General features: G+C 41.7%; 13 protein-coding genes and 1 pseudogene. 13 read left to right on the top strand and 1 reads right to left on the bottom strand.

Translation table 11 applies throughout. From position 1 onward, the window contains the following. Nucleotides 1-14 precede the first annotated feature (14 nt). From KDC22_RS07335 to KDC22_RS07395, 13 genes and pseudogenes are all read left to right on the top strand, one after another. Nucleotides 15-668 carry a hypothetical protein gene (locus tag KDC22_RS07335; RefSeq protein ID WP_211722556.1) on the top strand — a complete coding sequence of 218 codons (654 nt, stop codon included), beginning with the start codon at nt 15-17 and terminating at the stop codon, nt 666-668. Nucleotides 669-689: 21 nt separating this feature from the next. Then, nucleotides 690-1,004, top strand: coding sequence for a hypothetical protein (locus tag KDC22_RS07340; protein ID WP_211722557.1), 315 nt, complete (start codon nt 690-692; stop codon nt 1,002-1,004). 366 nt (nt 1,005-1,370) lie between these two features. Continuing rightward, nucleotides 1,371-3,260: an RHS repeat protein gene (locus KDC22_RS07345; RefSeq protein ID WP_211722558.1), complete on the top strand. Its 1,890-nt coding sequence runs from the start codon at nt 1,371-1,373 to the stop codon at nt 3,258-3,260. 39 nt (nt 3,261-3,299) lie between these two features. Beyond that, nucleotides 3,300-4,340, top strand: coding sequence for an RICIN domain-containing protein (locus tag KDC22_RS07350; protein WP_211722559.1), 1,041 nt, complete (start codon nt 3,300-3,302; stop codon nt 4,338-4,340). A gap of 57 nt (nt 4,341-4,397) precedes the next feature. Continuing rightward, complete coding sequence (locus KDC22_RS07355) at nt 4,398-9,938, top strand: RHS repeat domain-containing protein (RefSeq protein ID WP_211722560.1); 5,541 nt, start codon at nt 4,398-4,400, stop codon at nt 9,936-9,938. A gap of 3 nt (nt 9,939-9,941) precedes the next feature. Next, nucleotides 9,942-10,388: a hypothetical protein gene (locus KDC22_RS07360; RefSeq protein WP_211722561.1), complete on the top strand. Its 447-nt coding sequence runs from the start codon at nt 9,942-9,944 to the stop codon at nt 10,386-10,388. A gap of 515 nt (nt 10,389-10,903) precedes the next feature. Further along, nucleotides 10,904-11,758, top strand: coding sequence for an RICIN domain-containing protein (locus KDC22_RS07365; protein WP_343222033.1), 855 nt, complete (start codon nt 10,904-10,906; stop codon nt 11,756-11,758). A 101-nt stretch (nt 11,759-11,859) separates the two neighbouring features. After that, nucleotides 11,860-13,500 (top strand): hypothetical protein, encoded by a 1,641-nt coding sequence (locus KDC22_RS07370; RefSeq protein WP_211722563.1) that lies wholly within the window; start codon nt 11,860-11,862, stop codon nt 13,498-13,500. 448 nt (nt 13,501-13,948) lie between these two features. Then, a complete protein-coding gene (locus KDC22_RS07375; RefSeq protein ID WP_211722564.1) occupies nt 13,949-19,279 on the top strand; it encodes an RHS repeat domain-containing protein in 5,331 nt (1,776 codons plus the stop codon). 12 nt (nt 19,280-19,291) lie between these two features. After that, complete coding sequence (locus KDC22_RS07380; protein ID WP_211722565.1) at nt 19,292-19,522, top strand: hypothetical protein; 231 nt, start codon at nt 19,292-19,294, stop codon at nt 19,520-19,522. 36 nt (nt 19,523-19,558) lie between these two features. After that, nucleotides 19,559-19,768 carry a hypothetical protein gene (locus KDC22_RS07385; RefSeq protein WP_211722566.1) on the top strand — a complete coding sequence of 70 codons (210 nt, stop codon included), beginning with the start codon at nt 19,559-19,561 and terminating at the stop codon, nt 19,766-19,768. A 534-nt stretch (nt 19,769-20,302) separates the two neighbouring features. After that, nucleotides 20,303-20,467, top strand: a pseudogene (locus tag KDC22_RS33980) (transposase); the annotation flags it as partial. Nucleotides 20,468-20,766: 299 nt separating this feature from the next. Continuing rightward, nucleotides 20,767-22,035, top strand: a complete 1,269-nt coding sequence (locus KDC22_RS07395) for a hypothetical protein (protein ID WP_211722568.1) — start codon at nt 20,767-20,769, stop codon at nt 22,033-22,035. A gap of 244 nt (nt 22,036-22,279) precedes the next feature. On the opposite strand, the gene KDC22_RS07400 is transcribed toward KDC22_RS07395, so the two are convergent. Continuing rightward, nucleotides 22,280-22,474, bottom strand: coding sequence for a hypothetical protein (locus tag KDC22_RS07400; protein WP_211722569.1), 195 nt, complete (start codon nt 22,472-22,474; stop codon nt 22,280-22,282). Nucleotides 22,475-22,614: the final 140 nt, after the last annotated feature.

Raw genomic sequence — 22,614 nt, forward strand, 5'->3', positions numbered from 1 at the left:
AGAGAGGAGCTAATATGCACGAAAGCACACTTATTTCCATTAAAAGAGTTTTGGAAAAAGATAACTCTAATATGGATAAAATGGTAGAAGAGTTAAATAATTATATTTCTCGACTTGAAGTTGGGGAGCAGGCAGAATTGCATGGGGAACTATCTAAACATCAATTAACTAGCCTTTATAAAGTGCTAAACTCAATTGTTATATCACCTTCAGCCAAAGAGCATATTACTTGGTTGTACTTTAGACTTAAATGTGAAGATAACAGTTTGGAATTCTTAAATACAGAATTAGTCAACGAGATGATTGTTAGCTATAAACAACATAAATATTTAGGGATTGAAAGTCTTATTATAGATGCTATAAAGTCAGAAAAAATAAATCCACAGTTACTTCTACCATTGGAAATGGAATTCACCAGTAAGGCGTTTAAGAAAGAACTAGCAACTTATAAATGTAGAGAAACAGTAAGAAAAGGCGGCAGACTGAATAAAGAACAAGTTGTAAAATTGCTGGAATATAGATCTTACAGGTCACTTGAGTATGCTTTAGATTGCAATGCTATTACAAAGGAGGGATTATTAGAGTTTAGAAAACCTGTTGACAATGAAAACGATAGAAAAGCTAAAGAAAATTTATTTAATAAGGCTCAGAACCAGCCTCATATTTAAAAAAAATTAGTGGGGTGCTCCATGGACAGAAGTGAAAATGGGAATGGTTCGAATTTAGGAAATGATTTTAAAGAAGATGCCCTTTTTATCGTTGATTCCCTTGAGATCTGCATTGACAAATTCGGGTTTTCTGAAGAGCTAAGGGAAGAAATAAATGCTTTTTCTGAACAAAATCATAGTAAACAAGAAGAAGAAATTGAAAAGAAAATAGCAAGTATTTATATGGAGTTCTTAGGGAAAACAAATTTTAAAAATAAGAATGCTGCAACAAATAAAGAGTTATTTAGTCAATTGAAAAAAGAGATTGATGAAGTTAGAAACTTAGTAGCAGAATGATATATAAGAGACTTAGCTCCTAAAAAGTTAGAAGCACTTATACTGAATTGACGAATGACTCAAAGACCTTGAGGGAGGCTGCCTCAAGGTCTTTCTTTTACCCAGTGCTCCAAATGAATGGGGCATTTAAATTTATATTTTAAAATGTGACAAATCTATTACGTAGTCGACAAAAGTAGTTATATTTCGACAAAATACAACCGTTTTAAAGGCTAAGCGAGTCACTTATGATGGTTGAGGAACTTATTGGGGGAGAGTGGAATGAATTGAAAAGAACTAAATGTTCTGTCTGTTGGATACACATCTGTCTTATAGTCATACTGTTTGCATTGGGTCAGAGTAAGGTCTCGGCTGAGGAAAATATACTTGTGGACTAAGGAAACCTTTGAAAATGGATCTTATACAGGTACGCGTTATCTGCCCATTCAAGGAACGATCACAAGCGATCCGCAAAAAGTGGTTAGAGGGAGGTATTCAACGCTGTTAAGTTCTCTTTCGTCAGAGGTGTGGAAAGAGTTTAACTATACGGATTCGGTTACCGTCAAATTCGAAAAAAATACTACATGCTCAGTAACCTTCGCCTATAAATCCATTGATATGAATTCTATGGATGCCAACCGTTTTTTCTATTTTCTTGCCCGCAGCACGGATGGTCAAGAGGACAAGAGTTTTACCTCCTGGAAGGATGCAAGCGGAAGTACGGGAATAAGAACAATGACGTTTACCACTGGAAATAAAGAGAACTATTACTTAATCTGGGGGATTCATGCGGGCGGTAGTTTAGCTATCGACGATATTCAGATTGTAAAAGCAACCTCATCCCGTAGCGAAGGCTTTGAAAAAGGGTCCTACAGTCAAACGGATTTCTTGCCTGGTTCCGGGAGTATTACCGAGGATCCGAACCACATTGTGAGTGGACAATATTCTGCTTTTCTGAGCTCATCACCAACGGAAGACTGGAAAGAGTTCTCATATACGGATCCCAATAAAGTGAAGTTCGAAAAAAACACGACCTACCAAGTGACTTTTTCATATCAATCCATTGAGATGGTGCCCACAGGCAATCATCGTTATTTTTATTTTTTGGCAAGGAGTACAGATCATACAGAAGATAAGGGGTGGAGGGACTGGAATACGATTAGCGGGACTAGGGGGAGTCAAGTTGTAACATTTACGACCGGAAATAAAGAAAACTATTATCTGATTTGGGGAATCCATTCAGGAGGGGCACTTTCAATTGATGAAATTGAGATTACAAAGGTAAGTGAGTCTTTCGAGATCGGTACATTTACAGACACCCAGTTTACGGCAGGCTCTGGTGTGCTTACAAAGGACCCGGCAAAAGTTATAAGCGGGCAGTACTCGGCCTATCTTGTGTCTCAATTAAATGAAGACTGGAAAGCATTCGCTTTTTCAGATCCCAACAAAATTAAATTTGAGGGGAATACGACGTACACTGTTAGCTTTTCCTATAAATCTTTAGATATGAACCCGCTTCAGAATACCCGTTATTTTTACTTTTTGGCGAGAAGCACAGATGACCAGGAGGAAAAGGGCTGGACCACTTGGAATGAAAGCAGCGGGAATCAAGGCAAGAAAAGCGTAACGTTCACGACCGGAAATAAAGAAAATTATGTTCTGATTTGGGGGATCCATAACGGAGGGGCTCTTTCCCTCGATGATGTGACCATCCATAAAGATAGTGAATCTTTTGAGAGAGGGACCTATAGCGGGACGAAATATATCCCGGATTCAGGAATTCTTACCAGTGAGCCATCTAAAGTAGTGAATGGGTTGTATTCGGCTTACTTAAGTTCGCCAACCACCACGGAATGGTCAAATGTCGCGGTAAGTGATAGTGACACCATGAAGTTCCAAAGGAATACCACGTATAACGTACGTTTTGCTTATAAATCTGTGGAAATGCAACCGGAAGATCCTAACCGACATTTTTATTTTTTTGTCAGGGGGATGGATAATGTCGAAGTCATGGGTTGGACCAGTTGGAATGAATCGAATGGAACGCGTGGAGTGAAGACGATCACATTCACGACCGGAGAGCAGGAGAATTATTACTTAATCTGGGGCATTCGGAATGGCGGCGCTCTTTCATTAGATGATATCAGCGTTCAGCAATTAACGACGTATCAATATGATTCGAATGGACGGCTAGTTCAGGTCCGATATCCGGACAATAGAGTGGTTCGATACTCATATGACAGGAATGGGAATTTAATGAAATCTGCAGAGATTTGAAGAAATATAGCACATGATTTTATCAGAGGAGATGATCCGGTGAAGGGATATATGTCAATGATATGTATACTCATTTTGGTTTTGGCCAATTCCCAGACGGCTGCCGCTATGAAATATACATATTCTAAAACAGGAGGGTTAAGTCTAGTCAAACTAACCGAAGGGACCTATCTGAATTTTCAGTATGACAACAATGGTAACTTAATCGGGAAGAAAAACTTAAATTGTAAGCCGTCCGAATATAAATTACTGAATTTGAATAGCAATAAGGCGCTTGATGTCTATGCAGGAAATACTACCAATGGGACTAAAGTTCAAATAGAAACAGATAACGGAACAGATGCACAGCGGTGGTTGCTTTGTCACGCAATGAACGACTCTTTTAAGTTGATCAATGTGAATAGTGGGAAGGCACTCGACGTAGCGGGTGAAGCAACATCGAACGGGACTAGAGTCCAAATATGGAATGATAACGGAACCGAAGCTCAAGCCTGGCGAGTAATTGATCATGGAGACAGTTCTTATGAGCTTGTGAATATACATAGCAATAAAGTTCTCGATGTCGCAAACGGAGACACAACAAATGGAACGCCTGTGCAGATATGGACCGGAAATGGGACAGCGGCTCAGAAGTGGAGACTCGTTAAGGCGATTTCAAATGGAGCAGAATACAGGATACTAAATGCTGGGAATGGAAAAGCCTTGGATGTCACCGGAGGAAACACTGCAGATGGAACACCTATACAGATTTGGACTGATAATCATACCCCTTCTCAAAGATGGCAAGTGTATGATTTGGGTGCAAATAAGTATAAATTGATCAATGTAAATAGCGGAAAAGCGCTCGAAGTGTCAGGTGGGGGAATAACGAATGGATCTGCTGTTCAGATATGGATGGATAATGGAACAACCGCTCAGCAATGGATATTTAGAGAGAACCCGGACGGAACTATCAGCCTAATCAATGTTAACAGTAATAAATTACTTGATATTCCCGGAGGAAGTACTGTAAACGGTACCCACCTGCAAATATACACGGATAACGGGACAAGTTCTCAACAATGGGAATTGATTAACTAAATAGCACTAGGTTTTAAGATATCATCCCATCCTTAAACTGTAGAAGGAGCGTTAATATTGAACTCGAAAATAATAAAAAGTAAACTGCTAATTTGGCTGTTGTGTGTAAGTATTATAGGAGGAAGTTTTTCTGGAAACATCTCAATAGTGCAGGCAAAAACGGATACCAAGAGACAAGATACGATCTCGTTGAATCGTTCAGAGGAGAAAAGTTATCCTGAGCCGGTGCCAACTACTTCACCTCCTGTTACCAGTAACTATGAAGCAAGACCTATATCAGAACTGTCATCGCCGTTATCTTCACGAACGAATGCACCAACTGTTCAATCAGATACATACATAGAGGAATCGTCTAAGCCTGCCGATGGGTTAAAGATCCTGGAAGACCCTGCCATTAAGGAGCTGTCGGCGAAATATGTCACTCGATTCGGAACAAAAAATCCTTATTTAAGCAAAGAACAAATTGAGGCGTTATTCTCTCAGGGTGCTGAGTTTACAGATGTCTATGCAATTGCATTATTACAGGACCTGTATCATACAGAAGCGCTTGAGCTTTTAAAAATGAAACAGACGCGGAAGGTTACCTGGTTAGAGCTGGACAGTCTATTGAGTCTAGCAGAATCAACTGAAAGTGAACGCTCTGAAAAGGTATCTACGAACGTATACAGAAACCTATTTATCGATCCTCTGATAACTTCGGAAATAGCTACACCGTTCACTGTGTCTGACGCAGTCTACATGAATGCAAACCTAGAATCCACCGTTCAAGAGAAACTCAATTCTGCATTTGCTCTTTTAAGTGCCACGATTAGTTCTGTCATTCAAAGCTCCACAATGTCACAGATTAACCAAACCTTTAAGGAACAGTACTCTGATCACTATGGAACTAGCGAAACCATCGATCCAGTGACGGGCTCCTTAACCTGGAAGGATAATCAGATCAGTCTTCCCGGTAGAGACGGATTAGATTTAAACGTGGGTGTAATCTATCAATCCAATCAAGCTGCATCCGGCGGCCCTTTTAGCTCCTATGAACAAGGTGTCTTTTATAATAATAAATCAGGCTATAACTATGGTGATCTTAAAAGTTATTTAGGGTTAGGCTGGTCCTTTCGTTTTCCGTCCCTTGAATTAAGCAATGATTATAATAAATTCAATTATCATGATGGCGAAGGCGGGGCATATGAGGCCGAAAAACTAACTGATTTCTCGTGGAGATTAAAAGATTATCCTACAGATGATATTGTAATTAATATTAACGACGCAGGTATATATACTGTCGAGCATATCGATGGAAAGATTGAATACTATTCGCCGAAAGGTGATTTAACCAAGATTCGTGACCGGTTTGGAAATGAGATCCAATTCAACTATCTAACCTTGGATAATTTTAGCTATGATAAACAAGTCCTTCAAAGTATCACCGATTCCTTAGGGAGAAAAATCATCTTTACTTATGTTCGCCCTACCCCGAATAACCATGAAGGTGAGAAAGTTAAACTGGAAGTATTTAATGCGGATAACCAATTTGTTCAACGTGTCATCTATCTCAAACATATCAGTAATTACGCAAGGCTTCCCATATTAAAGAGTATTGAGGTTGAGGATGGTGATCAAACCTCGTTTGAATATGACACGGTTCAATCTAAATTCGACTTTTATCATACCGATTATTATGAAGGAGTCACTAATTTCTTGCCTTATCAATTTTTGAAGAAGATCAAGTTCAATCAAACCTCTGAGGTGAATTTCACGCATGAAAGTGCCAAGCATTCTTTTCAGTGGGAAGGTTACATTGAACAAGAACGTATCACCCGACGGTATGATTTGATCATGAAAAGCAACGCAGCACCCCAGATCGTTAATCAGGTCAGCTATTCCTATGAGGCGGAATATAGCAATTATCCTCAGCCGTTTGGAAGACCTGATGAACCTCTGCCTGCTGGTTATCAATATTCAAGCTCGGCTACCCAGATCGGGAGTAATGGACAGCCTGAGAAGATTACGAAAACAACGTTCAACAATCTAAAAAAGACAGAATCGGTCGAAACAAGAGTATTAAGTGGGGCGCAGACCGGCGAGCGAAAAACGGTGCTGTACTCAAACTATCATCCCAAATTCAAGTATAATCCAACCACTATCGAGAGTCGTGAGTATAGCAGTGATGCAGACAGCAATCCCAATTCATTATTCACAGATGTAACTTATGATGATAGCGGGTATGTGATTGCACAAACTGCAGCGCTAACTCCAGCACAACGAAACAATACGAATGTGCGGGCCAAATACACGACAAGCTATACCTATAATCCAACCTTTCATTTCATTAGCACACAATCCGGATATCAAAATGAGAGTGATGGCGCACCGTTGACGACAAGCTTAACCTATAATGCGCAAGGGAGAATCCTGAGCTCGGTTAACGTGCTGGGTGAGGTGACAACCTATACATATGAGAATGCGCCAGATGGGTCGGGCAAGCTATATCGAGCCACTGAAGAGAAAACTGTCAACGGGAAAGTGGTCTCCAAATCGGTAACAACGTATGGTGGAGAAACTCGGTATGCTTACCCTACCAAGCAGGAGATCTATTCCAATATAGGCCAGAGCAATCCACAGATCCTGAGCAAGACCATGGCCTATGATATGGACAGAGGCAGTTTACTTAGTGAAACGGACGGTAATAATCAAACGACTAGTTATACTTATGATGCGCTCGGCAGGTTGCTGAAGGTCACGAAACCCAATTTTACCAATGCAAATGGTACAAGCTATAGTGAAACGGAGGAATATAAATACACATACAATCAAGTTTCTACGAATTATGATGCCGTTAATGCCGGAACGCTCAGTTTCGTTGTAGACACTATTCACAGCCTGACTCAAATATCTAACGGAAGCTCGGTAAAGTCATATGGCATTGTGTTTTACAATGGTCTGGGACAAGCCCTCTTGGAAGAACGTTATGATCCGAATGTTCAAAGGTATACTCAGACCCAGTATCATTATGATGAGTGGAGCCGTCCGGTGTATTCTATCGATCCCGCTGGGAACACTCTCACCGCCAGCTACGACGGATGGGGACGACAGAACCGGGCTACCAATGCCAATAGCGATCAGATGCTCAGTGACTATGATTTCAAATCACGTATTAGCACTAGTTATATCAAGGACCATACCACCGGCGAGGTGCTGAACTATGTCCAGCACAGTTATGATCCGTGGGGGAACAAACTGTCGGCGTCCACCTACAAGGATTGGCCCACCAAGCAACAGCGGATGGAGGAAACGTACCGGTACGATATCCTGGGAAATGTAACGGGCTATACCGATCCCAACCGTAACCTGAATGAAGACGGGGTGACGACTTCCTACGCCTACGATGCCTTGGGCCGACTAACCAGTCTGAAAGATGCTTTGAACCAAACGACGAACTACAGCTATGATGGGAATGGCCAAGTAACCAAGGTTACGATTCAAACCAAAGGCGGTGCTCCGCAAACCCTAAACACCAAAACCTATAACGAACTGGGTCTGCCTAGTGTCAAGCAGGACGGTGCCTCGCAAAGTGAGAGCTACACGTATAACAATCTGGGCCAACTAGCAGAGAAAACCGATCGTAACGGCAGTTCATTCGGATATGTATACGATGAAAGAGGCCAGCTGAAGACCAGCACCATTCGTGGAAGCATTAATAATGTAGAGCAAACGCAGGAAACCAAAATGATTACCGGCGATGAGGGACCACAGCAGCAGACCATTCAAACCTTTACCAATGGGGTGCGGACCGCTTCACATAAGCAAACCCTGAACAGTCTGGGTCAGCTACGCAGTACGTATTCGGAATCGGGTGGGCATACGGCATGGATCGGAAATCAGCTGGATGTATTAGGGCGAATGACCAAGATAACAGATAACTATATGGGTTTCACAGCGAATTACCAATACCAGAAGGAACGGCTGGACAAAGTCCAGACCAACGGAAGCTCCGCTCTCAATAGCGACCCCTCTGTAAATGCCCAGTACAGCTATGAAGCGAATAACCAGATTCAGCGGATTGTTTATCCGACCCTGACGGACGGAAGCCAACTGGTAACGACTTATACGTACAACAAAGCACTGGGCTGGACAGAGACGATGGCGAATACCAAGGGAGGCGGTAGCCTATCCAGTTACTCTTACAGCTATGACAACAATGGGAACCGGATCGCAGTCAGTGAGTCGCGAAACGAAAGCGCTGAGCAAAGGACGAATTACGGCTATGACGCACTGAACCGGCTGATCTCGATCAGTCGCCCGGACGGCAGTCAAACCACTTACACCTATGATGTGCGGGGCAATCGTCTGACCTTGTCCGATACGAGCACCACAAACCTGGATGCTGCGGATACCAGCTACACCTATGATCTGCAGAATACCTTGACGAGTGTGACCAAGGGCGGAGCCAGCACCAGCTTCAAATACTATGCCGACGGAATGCGGTCTATGAAAACCAAGGGCAATATCCAGACCCAGGTCAACTACGACTTCCAAGGCCAAGTGATCTCGGAAGAAAAAGTCGTCAATGGTGATTATGTAGAACAAGCGAATTTTGTGCGCGGCGATCGGGTATTGGTGAAGAAGGATAAGAAAGCGGCTAAGGATTATTACTATTTGTATAATGGACATGGCGATGTGGTGCAGATCGTAGATACCACGGGTAAGGTCGTAAACAATTATACCTATGATGAGTGGGGAAATATTACTGGCCAGAAGGAGGAAATCTCTAATTCCTTCAAGTACACGGGAGAAGTGTATGACGAGGAGACGGGACTGTACTACCTGCGTGCGCGGTACTATGACCCAAGTATGGGGCGGTTCTTAAATGAGGATACGGTTGAGGGGCAGATTGATAATCCGCTGAGTCAGAATTTGTATACGTATGTTGAGAACAATCCTTTAAAATACATTGATCCCTCAGGTCATTCAGCAATGGCGGCAGGAGGACTGTATTTAATTCCTGGGTTTGGAGAGGTACTGGCTGTTGTTACTGGTGCAGGTATTGTATTTTATGGAGGGTATAAGATTTATCAGTGGGCTACTGCTCCAAAAGAGGCACCGAGTGTATCTATTCCAAAAAAACCAGAACTAAAAGTAATTCCAGGTGGTAATAATAGCAACAAACCAGAATCAAATCCTAGACCAAAAGTTTCGCCTGTATCTCAACCAAATAATGACAAACAAAGAAAAGAACCGACAAAAATCTATAGACTAGGGAGTGATAGTCCATGGAACTTGACACCTAGAGAAAAAGATGGAACAACAGGGTTGTCATTTTTATTAACTCGCCCTACCTCTGGCTCTTATATTGAAACAACAGTCGAAGATGTTAATAATTCTGGATTACTTGTAGCAATTATTGACGGGAAGAATCACGTTTCAGTTGTGCCTTCAGATGGGAGACTTACTTATTGGGCTTCACAAAGACCAAATACTGGAGATGCTGCACGAGATTCGTACAATTATAACATCCAAGGAAGTTGGAATGCTTATACTACCGAAATGTTAAAAATATTTGGTTCTTATGATAAGTGGGTGCAAAAGAAAGGAGGATTGTAATACATGAAAAATTACAATGATTTAGATATTGCAACTATGATTGTAACACTGGATGATTTACAAAATTCTCAACTAATATCAGAAGCGCTAGAAATTCAAAAAAGACTTATTGAAATAAGAGACGGTATTATCCCGTTTCTTAAACTATCAAAGAAGGACTCGAGCTTTATACATTATTTTTCTGCATTTTTCATCCCAGCATGTGATAAAGAATTTTTGGGAATGATGAAACAAGAGTTATTTGCAGTTATAGATAACATGGATCTTACTGAATATGTAGATTTACTGATTGCCGAAAGTTTGATTAGAAAACAGGTTTTTGTTGAAGAATTGAAGAAAAAATTACTTGAAAAACAAGAACATGTTCAATATTTTTATAATTATTCAAATATGAATAAATTTGTGCTAGGTGATTATTTGGATAAATTATCCTTTTTGTTAAACATATAAAACTCTCTTTTTAAATGGTGTATAGAATAGAAGTGCCACTTTTAGACCCTATGTAAGTTACATGGGGTTCTTTATTTTATTCAGGGCCTTGAATGAAATGAGTGATTTTGTCTAAATGAATGATAACCCTCGCAAGACCTTATAAAAGAGATTTGCTTTCAAGTTTATGATTGAATCCATATTTTAAATTGTGACAAATATATTACAGGCTCGACAAAAGAAGTTATATTTCGACAAAATAAAACCGTTTTAAAGGCTAAGCGAGTCACTTATGATGGTTGAGGAACTTATTGGGGGAGAGTGGAATGAATTGAAAAGAACTAAATGTTCTGTCTGTTGGATACACATCTGTTTTATAGTCATACTGTTTGCATTGGGTCAGAGTAAGGTCTCGGCTGAGGGAAATATACTTGTGACTAATGAAACCTTTGAAAATGGATCTTATACAGGTACGCGTTATCTGCCCATTCAAGGAACGATCACAAGCGATCCGCTAAAAGTGGTGAGGGGGAGGTATTCGACGCTCCGAATATAAATTACTGAATTTGAATAGCAATAAGGCACTTGATGTCTATGCAGGAAATACTACCAATGGGACTAAAGTTCAAATAGAAACAGATAACGGAACAGATGCACAGCGGTGGTTGCTTTGTCACGTAATGAACGACTCTTTTAAGCTGATCAATGTGAATAGTGGAAAGGCACTCGACGTAGCGGGTGGAGTAACATCGAACGGGACTAGAGTCCAAATATGGAATGATAACGGAACCGAAGCCCAAGCCTGGCGAGTAATTGATCATGAAGATAGTTCTTATGAGCTTGTGAATGTACATAGCAATAAAGTTCTCGATGTCGCCAACGGAGACACAACAAATGGAACGCCTGTGCAGATATGGACCGGAAATGGAACAGCGGCTCAGAAGTGGAGACTTGTTAAGGCGATTTCAAATGGAGCAGAATACAGGATATTAAATGCTGGGAATGGAAAAGCCTTGGATGTCACTGGAGGAAACACTGCAGATGGAACACCCATACAGATTTGGACTGATAATCATACCCCTTCTCAAAAATGGCAAGTGTATGATTTGGGTGCAAATAAGTATAAATTGATCAATGTGAATAGCGGGAAGGCGCTCGAAGTGTCAGGTGGGGGAATAACGAACGGATCTGCTGTTCAGATATGGACGGATAATGGAACAACCGCTCAGCAATGGATATTTAGAGAGAACCCGGACGGAACTATCAGCCTAATAAATGTTAACAGTAATAAATTACTTGATATTCCCGGAGGAAGTACTGTAAACGGTACCCACCTGCAAATATACACGGATAACGGGACAAGTTCACAACAATGGGAATTGTTTAACTAGAGGGGGAGTCATCCCACAGTTGCACATATTCATATAAAAAAGAATAGGCGGGGACTTTTTTGAAAAAGATAGCATATTTGTTCATTTGCTCGCTACTGTCAATGATATTAATTCTACCGAATGTAGAGGCAAACTCTAGAACGAAATATATTTATAACAAAAATGGACAGCTAATTGAATTGAACAACTCCACTAGTAATTATGAATTTGAATATGATAGAAATGGTAATTTAATTAATAGGTCAAAAAGCAATAATCTATTATCTAATTCAGGGTATGAAAATTATTCAGGTACTGAGAATGTTGCAGATAGCTGGAATCCATCTATAGGGTCAGGGGTCCAAGGAACTTATGAAATTTTAACCACAGGAGCAACCGAAGGAAAACGAGCCCAGAAGCTAACCGTAAGCTCCTTTCCGAACTCTGGTGATGGGGCGAATATCTGGCAAGAAATGTTTATTAAGGGTAATCAAAGTTACAACATAAAAGGGATGTTGAAGCTGAATGACATGAAGAATGCGAAGTTCGAGGTGATCGTCTTCTTTTATGATGCGAACAATCAATACGTCGGAGGTCAAACTCCATTTACGTACAATCGCAATACTGTAGATTGGGTGGCATTCGCTGGGAATATAACGACTCCAGCTCATGCAACATCCGCACGTGTGCATTTGCATTTAAGCTCAACGGCAAGTCAAGGGAAAGGGACTGTATTTCTTGATGGAATAACCGCTACATTACAGGAAGATAGTAATCTGGCATTTAATAATGGATTTGAATCGGACAAAAGAAGTGATGGAGTAGCAGATGGCTGGAATTCATATTTAGAGTCAGGGGTTCAAGGGACTTATGAAATTTTAACCACAGGAGCAACCGAAGGAAAACGAGCCCAGAAGCTAACCGTAAGCTCCTTTCCGAACTCTGGTGATGGGGCGAATATCTGGCAAGAAATGTTTATTAAGGGTAATCAAAGTTACAACATAAAAGGGATGTTGAAGCTGAATGACATGAAGAATGCGAAGTTCGAGGTGATCGTCTTCTTTTATGATGCGAACAATCAATACGTCGGAGGTCAAACTCCATTTACGTACAATCGCAATACTGTAGATTGGGTGGCATTCGCTGGAAATATAACGGCTCCGGCTCATGCCACATCCGCACGTGTGCATCTGCATTTAAGCTCAACGGCAAGTCAAGGAAAAGGAACTGTGTTTCTTGATGGAATAACCGCTACATCACAGGAAGATAGTAATCTGGCATTTAATAATGGATTTGAAACGGACAAAAGAAATAATGGAGTAGCAGATGGTTGGAATTCATATTTAGAGTCAGGGGTACAAGGGACTTATGAAATTTTAACCACAGGGGCAACCGAAGGAAAACAAGCCCAGAAGCTAACCGTAAGCACCTTTCCGAACTCTGGTGATGGAGCGAATATCTGGCAAGAAATGTTTGTTAAGAGTAATCAAAGTTACAACATAAAAGGGATGTTAAAACTTACAGATATGAAGAATGCGAAGTTCGAGGTAATTGTCTTCTTTTATGATATGAACAATCAATTCGTTGGAGGTCAAACTCCATTCACGTACAATCGCAATAGTATAGATTGGGTGGCATTCGCTGGAAATATAACGGCTCCGGCTCATGCCACATCCGCACGTGTGCATTTGCATTTAAGCTCAACGGCAAATCAAGGAACAGGGACTGTGTTTCTTGATGATGTCTCACTTAAGAGCTTTTAAATTTTACGGCTGGAGATTCTCTTTATTTTAAAGTCAATCAAAATGGAAACCAAATTATATTTGGTGATAGCTTCAGTCCCAAATAAGATAATTTGTACATGGTTTGCTATGTTTAGATAAGTTCTATTCGGAGGGTATATGCGGATAGAAAGTAAGAACCTCTTTTCTAATGTTTTATCCGATCTGGACTCCGGCAACCGATCGGATGATGTGGAGTGGAGTTTTAGAAGGGATTATATTTCCTGTAGTGATTCAACATTTATTAAGAAGATAACAGACATTGACGGGAGAGCTATTCATGAGAATTTCAGAATTATCTAAAAAAATTATATTGTTCCTAATGTGTTTTATTTTAATTTTGCCAAATGAACCCTTACTGGCGCAAGGAATTAAACCAACGATAGAACAGAAATCCGGACAGACACAAGACATTGATCCATGGGACACAATGAGAAATCCCAAAATGCCTGTAGATAGCGGTCAACCATTGACCACGCAGGATATTGAAGAACAGACGCCCCTTGATCTGCCTGAGCTTAAGGATGATTCGTTGACCGAGGCGATAAATCCGGCATTGCGGAAAAACTCTGTTGTAGCAGATACCTATGGAGCGGCGGAGCCAGTGGAGCATGAGATTCTGAAGCTAAAAGAAATGACGCTTGAAAAGCAAGGTCTCATTCCCACTACTGGCGCTTCCATGCAGCGGGGGTTGAACGATCTGAACATCTCCACGGCGTCCGATAAGAACTTATCCATCGAAGTGATCAAGGAATTGGATCTGCGGGGGGCTACCAAGCTAGAATTTTACTGGATGAACCTGTTGTTTCAAGACCACCCGGATTGGAATCTGACCGAGGTATGGGATTGGAAGCAAGAGTCCGGTTATGATTGGGAGGCCATCTATGACAACCCGGCCGTATTCACACCTTCTTCCCCACTTCAATTGAAACGAAATGTGACCTCTCAGGTATATCAAGAAGAGGCACAGGATTGGAGCCCGGCAAGCGTAACCTCAGAGGTATACCGTCCGCTGGAAGTGTCCAAGAACAGTTCAAGTTTTGCGGCAGCTAGCATGAGAGCCTTCGATAATAATGTGGACAACGTCACCAAAAATCGCTTGCAGGCTCAAATTAATCAGACCGGCAAGCCTCAATATGGAGACCGTTACAATGCGGGAGAATTCGTCGACCCCGTTACCGGCTCCCTGAGTTGGAAGCAGAATCAGATTCATCTGCCGGGAAGAGACGGCCTGGATCTGGATATCGGAATTAAGTATAGCTCCAACGAAGCCATGGCCTTCTATACGTCCAGCAGCTATAACCCGAACTTCAACAGCTATGATGTGACCACTAGCCTATATAATCAGTCCGTTCTAGGAGCAGGCTGGTCCTTCCAGTTCCCGTATATTCAGAAGGTTGGGGATTATAGCTATTACTATCACGATAGCAACGGAAGTGTCTACCCTATCGGTGATGAGGGAGGACTATCGAGTTACACCCAATTAAGAAATTATGAAGGCAAGGACAAGCGCTATGTCTGGGAAACTGCGGTGTGGGAGCATGAATTCAGCAACGGTCAAATCGGCTCCAAGCACTATATTGAATATGCCGACAAAAGAAAAGAGTACTTCGACCGTGATGGAAAGTTATTGGGCATTAAAGACCGGTTCGGCAATACCATTACCTTCAAATATGAAGGTCCAAATTCCTGGCAGATGTCCTCGATTGTGGATTCTGTAGGCAGAGAAGTCAGATTTACCTATGATGATAACCTGATGAACAGCAATTTTAATGGGGAGAACGTAGTTATTCAGGTGTTCGAGACAGGTCGCCAAACCGAGCAGGTTGTGCTCACCAAAGGCCGGCAAGCCATCAAAGTCAACGAACTTCAGACCTATGTTCCTTTTCTGCAAAAAGCAACTAATCAGAACGGGGATAACGTCTATTTTGAGTATCAGCACGAGTTAGCCAGATACAATCCGATGGGTATCAACCGCAATTATGAGAACAAGAATTACTATGCACTCTTGAAGAAAATTCAATTCCCGAATTCAAGCTCGGAATATAGCTATGACAATGTTGTGCGCAATCTTCCGTATGAAGATTCGGTACAAGAATTCCGAATTCATTCCCGGAGCGACCATACCGGATCCAAAGCCTATAACCAGTATAATTACACTTATTGGAAAGATTATACCGGGGAGCATTTCACGCAATGGCCGGGGCATCTGCCTGACGGTTATCAATTCACCACCAGTGTCATCCAGGTCAGCGGTACAGCAAGCAATGGAACGACAGCACTGAGAGTCTTCGATAAAGACAACAAACTGCTACGGACCGAGACTCAAGCACCGAATGAAGAAAAGAAAGTAGTCAGCCACACCGCGTTCGATCCTACCTTTGTTCATCGGCCGGTGAAGACCACACTATCCGATTACGGAGTAGGCGACAGTGAGCAAACGGCGAATCACCTGTATACTGAAACGATCTACAATGAGTGGGGTTCAGTCCAAAAGGAGACCTTACCGTTAACCTGGGAACAGATGAACAACGCAGCCGTGAAAGAACATTACACCACTACGTATGAATATGAGCCTAATTATCAATTTGTCCGCGCCAAGACGTGGTATCAGAATGCATCCGATGCAGCGCCGCGCAGCGAGACGTATACATACACCGGAGACGGACGTCTAGCCAAGATCGTTAATGCCTTGGGGGAAGAAACCCGTTATAGCTATAGCTATGACTCGAACAAGGTCGTAGAGGTACAAGCGGAAATCTGGGCGGGCGGCCAGCGTGTCGCGGCTACCGTCACCCGGTATGGACCGGAAAGCAACAACGCGTATCCCACCGAACAGCGTCAAGTGCAAAATCCCGGAGCGGAAGGCAGCCAAGAAGTCATCACCAAGATGAGCTATGATATGGGAACCGGATTGCTGAGGACAAAGACAGATGGATTGAACCACGTTACGACGTATGAATATGATAAGCTTGGCCGTCCGACCAAGATCACTTATCCCGAAGCCGTGAACGGCAATGGCAGCCGCTATACACGGACGGAAGATTTAAGCTACATGTACTACAGTCCAGACGGGCTAGATGCATTCAATGCAGGTACGCCCACCCTGCGGGTAGGAACCAGCACCCATCTGACCGAAGTGGCGACCGGCAAGCAGTCCTTCATGAGTGGAGAAACGTATTACAATGGGCTGGGACTGCCAATTCTCGAGAGTAACTGGGATGCCTTTGGCGGAGTGTCCCTCATGAAACAATATCACTACGATGATCAAGGACGTCCGGTATACATGATGGACCCGGAAGGAAATACCGTAACCGTGGGCTATGATGCCTGGGGCCGTCCAAACGTATCTACGGATGCCTTTGGTAACCGGATGATTGCAGAGTATCAGTTGAAGGCGCGTCAGGATGCCAGCTACCTGATTCCAGCCGATGGCAGCGGCAACCTTAATTATATTCTTCAGCAGTATGACCCCTTAGGCCATGTAACCCAGCAAGTGACGTATAAAGACTGGCCGCAGAAGACACAGCCTCTGACTGAAGATTATCAATACGATTTGGACGGGAATATTACAGCGTACACCGACCCGAATCGAAACCGGAACAACGAAGGGGTAACCACTTCCTACCGGTATGATGTGCTGGGAAGGTTAACATCCGTTAAAGATGCGCTTAACCAGACCACTCAATACACCTATGACGGGACCGGACAAATTAAGGAGACGTCGATCCAGGCATCTGGAGGCGCCGCCCAGAAGATGTTCAGCAAGGCATTCAACGGGCTAGGCCAGATGACAATGAAAGAGGATCCCTCTTCTCAAAAGGAGAGCCTGACATATAATGAACTCGGGCAGCTTGCCACCCGTACCGACCGGAATGGAACGTCGTTCACTTATGATTATGATGAGTGGGGACAAGCCAAATCAGTGAAATTGGCGGGCACTGGAGCAGCAGCACAGCAAAGTCTGGAGACCAAGTTCCGCATTAGTGGCAGCAGCATCTGGGATACCGTCACCGAAAAAAATGGCGGGACGGTAAAAGCGACACATACGCAATGGAATGACAGCCTGAACCGGACCCGGGCCATGTATGAAGAAGTGAACTGGAACGGTGCCGTTCATAATGCGAACATCACGAACACCCTAGACCGCTTGGGCCGATACACGCAGGTGAAGGATGCCAATCTCTCGTTCTCTACCAACTACCAGTACGAGCGGAGCCGGTTGCTGAAGGTACAGACCAATGGTGCGGCTGCAGTCAATGGAGCGGCGTCAGCGAACGCAGAGTACCGGTATTATCCGAATGGACTGGTGGAATCCATTACGTATCCGACGCTGGCAGATGGCAGCCGCCTGGTCACGCGATATACGTACAACAAGGCACTGAACTGGGTCGAATCGGTAACGAACGAGAAGAGCGGTGTGGTCCTGTCGAAGTTCGATTACGATTATGACAACAATGGCAACATCATAAACGTAACAGAGAAGCGGCTGAATGAGGATAAACGGACGACCGCCTATACCTACGATGCGCTGAACCGTCTGTTGACCTTAGGTCAATCCAATGGGGCGCGCGAGGCCTATACGTATGATGTGCGCGGGAACCGCTTGACACTGGAAAGCAGCGCCACGCTGAGCGCGGAATCAACGGAGACCAGTTATCAGTACGATTTGGAGAATACGTTGACTGGACTGACCCAAGGAGCACAGAAGACCGAGTTCGCCTATTATGCCAATGGGCTGCGTGTAGCCAAAGCGGCCGGTGCCAAGAAAACAGAGTACAACTACAATTTCAACGGTGAAGTGATCTCGGAAGTGAAGAGTGGTAACGGAGCCTCGGAACGGTCCCATTACGTGCGCGGCGATCGGGTGCTGGTCAAGAAAGAACAGAAGACAGGCAAAGATTATTACTACCTGTACAATGGGCATGGCGATGTCGTCCAGATCGTGGATACCACGGGTAAGATCGTGAACAACTATGTGTACGATGAGTGGGGCAACATCACCAGCCAGAAGGAAGAAATCTCGAATTCCTTCAAGTACTCAGGCGAGATCTATGACGAAGAGACAGGCCTCTATTACTTGCGGGCGCGATATTATGACCCAAGCATGGGGCGGTTTTTGAATGAGGATACGGTTGAGGGGCAGATTGATAATCCGCTGAGTTTGAATTTGTATACTTACGTTGAAAACAACCCTATGATGTTTAAGGATCCAAGTGGTAATATTAAAATGAGGGTAGATGGAAATCTAGCACTTGAACTTTTGGGTATAACGTTTTCAGATTATCATCCAGATAATACTCTAGTATGCAGGGGGATTTTGACATATAAGAGTAGGCAACAGAGGAAAGATTTAAAAGAACAAGAGAGATATGTTGTTAATCTCCTTCTTGAAATGGGGAAAGATGTTTATTTGAACCCCGAAGCTAAGGGTGACACAGGACAGTATGATTTTAAAATAAACGAATATTATAAAGTCGAGCTAAAAACTGCCTTTCCTGAAAATAAAAAATTTAATGAGGGTAGTGCACTTAAAGCAATTAAATATGCGATTGAAAAGCAAAAAGCAGAGGTTGTTATATATGATTTAACTTTTAAGAATGTGGACTATGAATTGACAGATATTACTAGTCTGTCTTCAAAATTGTATAATTATTATAAAGATACCACATATATGTATGATATTCAGGTTTGGACAAATGAAGGTATATATTATTTTGATTGGCGTGGAGGAGATAAAAATCTGCTTAGTAAAACTTAGGAGGTTCTAAAAATGGATAAGCAAGAAATTTTTATGAAAGGGTATTTAAATGGAGGAATAAAAGTTACATTCTTGGATAATTTATTTGTAATAGGTACTTATATTAATTACTATAATAATAATGTAATTGTTATATTACCTATAGGGGGACCTGTTGATAGACATCTTTTTATTCCGCTTAGTGCAATAAAAACTATAGGACCATGGTCCATTAATACCTATGATTATTTGGAAGATGATTAATTTGAGTCGAAATAAAAACTAGGTTAGGAGGCCGTTATGGAACAAGAAGTGATTTTTATGAATGAGTATTTATATAAAGATATTAAGATAACATTTCTTGATAATTTACATGTATTGGGAATGTATATGGGTTATTACTCTTTCAACAACACTATAGTGATAATGCCTGAGGAAGATCATGATGATACACGCCTGTTAATTCCGTTAAGTGCAGTAAAAACCATTGAGCCATGGCCGATTGATTAGTGAGATTTTATATTGATGAATATAAAATAATTTAAGTTAGGCCACATGTGATTAATTTACCATGTGGTCTCTCTTTTTTATGACTTCATTGGTTACTGAATGTACTTACACCACTCCTTCATATTAATTCCGTTCACTTTTGAAAAGTAGCCAAATCTGTTGCTGATAATAAAATATGGGAAAATTTGAGTCCGACTTACTAATTGAAAACTAGGGTAAGGAATTCGCTACCGTATGTCGAAGTAGTGAAGTAGTTTAGACAATAACTCTCAGACAGGTAGGGGGAATAATTTGGACAAAATTGCTTCTTTTCTAGAGATCGGAACCGTAATGAAATAAGCCCAAAAGCGACGGATGCGAAGGCTATAATGTTAAAAACCGTGAAAGGTTACATTGAAGCGTATGAAACAGGAGGACTTCAAAGTCTTGATACTTCGAATTATCAAGACTACAGGTAAACATACGGTGTGAAATTACTGGTAACCGTAGATTATGAAACAAGGAAAAATTGTATGCTAGGAAGATGAGCAGTATACAGCAGAAACCTGTTTGAACTTTTTGGAAAAAGTTACGCAAGCGTATCCGACAGGCAATATTGTTATGGTTTGGGACAATGCACGGACTCACCATGCCAAACTGCTAGAACCGCTGCTTCTGGAGATGAAAGAACGACTAGAACTGATTTTCCGGCCTCCTTAAATCCCACAATTGAATGCCGTTGAAGGTTTGTGGAAGTGGCTAAAATCGGACGTAATCAATAATGTCTTCTACCACACGGTTGCTGAAATTCGGGCCAACTTACACCAATTTATGGAGGAAATCATGATAACGCCTTTGGACATTATTGACTGACTTTGTGTGAGGTTCTAGTCTGTTGTTTCTTTATTGTATTACGAATTGTTTGCGACTCTAAAGCTACGGGAACAGCTTATGTGGACAAAGTACAATTATTAAAAGTTCCATAGTCTATATAAAATATTATTTTTTGTGGAGGTTATATGCGTATTTTTAAGATTAGCATAGCTGCATTTTTTATATTTTGTTACTCCTTTTCTCCTGTATTTGCACAAGCAAATTATGCATATATTTATAATACAGCAGGAAAGCACCTTTATACTTCTGATATTTTGAATAATAGATTTATACAATATTATTATGATTCTAATGGAAATAATGTAGAAAAAAGGGTTTGGGGCTCCCAATCTTATAGGGACATGTCTAGTTTACTGCTAAATAATACTGGGAATTTCGAAAATGATAGCAACTTTGATGGTCTGGCTGATGGATGGATTACTTCTGGGCAAACTGCAAAGGCTTTATCTCCTGACTCTAGGTATGGTCTGAGAAGTCAAAAACTACAAACTGATAATGGATGGGGATCTTTGAAAAAAGAATTAGGTCAAATAAGTTCTGGAAGGCACTTCATAGCACTTATTGATTACAAATCTAATGCGTCTAATACAATTTCTTTTCGAATAAACGATAATAAAACAGATTGGGGTATTAATTTAGGCTGTACTTACTTCATTAACGATAATACTTGGAGGACTGCTCACCTAAAATTCACCTCCACTGGAAACCCAATATCAATCATAGGTGCTTATCTAGATGCGGGGAACAATAAGGTAATGGTTGATGGATTAAGATTATTTGAGATTACAGAAACAATGTACAATCAAATTGATAGAGTTCCTTTGTTAAGTGGTAACAATTTATCAGAAAAGTTTAGTTATGGCGATTTATTGGATGAGAGAGGACAAATTGATAAAGATGATGATAGAAATGGTGTTGCAGATGGCTGGGCAATTTCAGGTCATAGTAAGGCGACTTTAGCTGGACTTACTATGTATGATGGATTAAGCCAAAAGTTGGTTACAGAATCTAACTGGGCATCAATTTATAAAGAAGTAGGTTCAATTCAATCTGATCATTATTTTTTGGCTCTAATTGATTATAAGGCAACTTCATCTAACCAAGTTTCTTTACGAGTTAATGATACCCAAACCGATTGGGGAGTGAACTTAGGTGCCAAGTATTTTATATTAGATAACACGTGGAGAACTGCTTATTTAAAATTCAAATCTACTGGAAAACCGATTTCTATAATAGGAGCATATATAGATCCAGGGGAAAGTATGGTTTATCTTAATAGTTTGCGTCTCTTTGAAATTAGCGAAACAATATATCGGAAAATTGATATTGACCCTAATTATACTGGTCTTAAACTAGTAAATAAATATCCATATCAATCTTTCACAGAAAGGTAGACGGTAACACTCATACTACTAAAACTCTAATATTCGATAAGATTTAGCTTAATTTAGATAAGAGTTTTTCGCTGACCGGATTGATGAAGACTGGGAGCGTGTACTTGCTTCAGATGTCACGTTACCAGTTTGTCATTGATATCGGCATGATGGGGAAGGAGTAAGGGACGTCTTTGTTCATGTCCACAAAAGAATAGCCCGGACTCTGCAAATTGCCGTCCGGGCTACTCTATGGGATGGATGCTCAGTCCTTCGTTTCCTTCTGATCCGGTGCAATACCGGGAGCCGATACCTCCGGTTCATCGCCCATCAGAGCGCCTACGATTTCATCCAGCTTGCCTGAGGCACCCTTGTCCCCGTCAACGCTTGAATCGGCTTCAGGAATGGGATGAACGCCCGGGCTGCGCCCGTCAAGCGGAGCTTCCTGATTCTTCTTCATCTGATCATCTCCTTGTAAATGCAGGTTCTGTCTTAGAATTTGTCAAAATATCCGTTCTATGTATTCGATAACCGCCGCTACGCATGGTGAACCATAAAACTTCCACAAGCTATTCATATCAATAACAAAAAGCCGGTTGT

Source organism: Paenibacillus tritici (assembly GCF_018207515.1).
In the GTDB taxonomy this organism is placed as follows: Bacteria; Bacillota; Bacilli; order Paenibacillales; family Paenibacillaceae; genus Paenibacillus_AQ; species Paenibacillus_AQ tritici.

What these genes read in the sequence shown, in the direction of transcription:
- KDC22_RS07335 (WP_211722556.1), top strand. Translation starts at nt 15, where the DNA reads ATGCACGAAAGCACACTTATTTCCATTAAAAGAGTTTTGGAAAAAGAT.
- KDC22_RS07360 (WP_211722561.1), top strand. Translation starts at nt 9,942, where the DNA reads ATGAAAAATTACAATGATTTAGATATTGCAACTATGATTGTAACACTG.
- KDC22_RS07370 (WP_211722563.1), top strand. Translation starts at nt 11,860, where the DNA reads ATGATATTAATTCTACCGAATGTAGAGGCAAACTCTAGAACGAAATAT.
- KDC22_RS07385 (WP_211722566.1), top strand. Translation starts at nt 19,559, where the DNA reads ATGGAACAAGAAGTGATTTTTATGAATGAGTATTTATATAAAGATATT.
- KDC22_RS07340 (WP_211722557.1), top strand. Translation starts at nt 690, where the DNA reads ATGGACAGAAGTGAAAATGGGAATGGTTCGAATTTAGGAAATGATTTT.
- KDC22_RS07400 (WP_211722569.1), bottom strand. Translation starts at nt 22,474, where the DNA reads ATGAAGAAGAATCAGGAAGCTCCGCTTGACGGGCGCAGCCCGGGCGTT.
- KDC22_RS07395 (WP_211722568.1), top strand. Translation starts at nt 20,767, where the DNA reads ATGCGTATTTTTAAGATTAGCATAGCTGCATTTTTTATATTTTGTTAC.
- KDC22_RS07380 (WP_211722565.1), top strand. Translation starts at nt 19,292, where the DNA reads ATGGATAAGCAAGAAATTTTTATGAAAGGGTATTTAAATGGAGGAATA.
- KDC22_RS07375 (WP_211722564.1), top strand. Translation starts at nt 13,949, where the DNA reads ATGAGAAATCCCAAAATGCCTGTAGATAGCGGTCAACCATTGACCACG.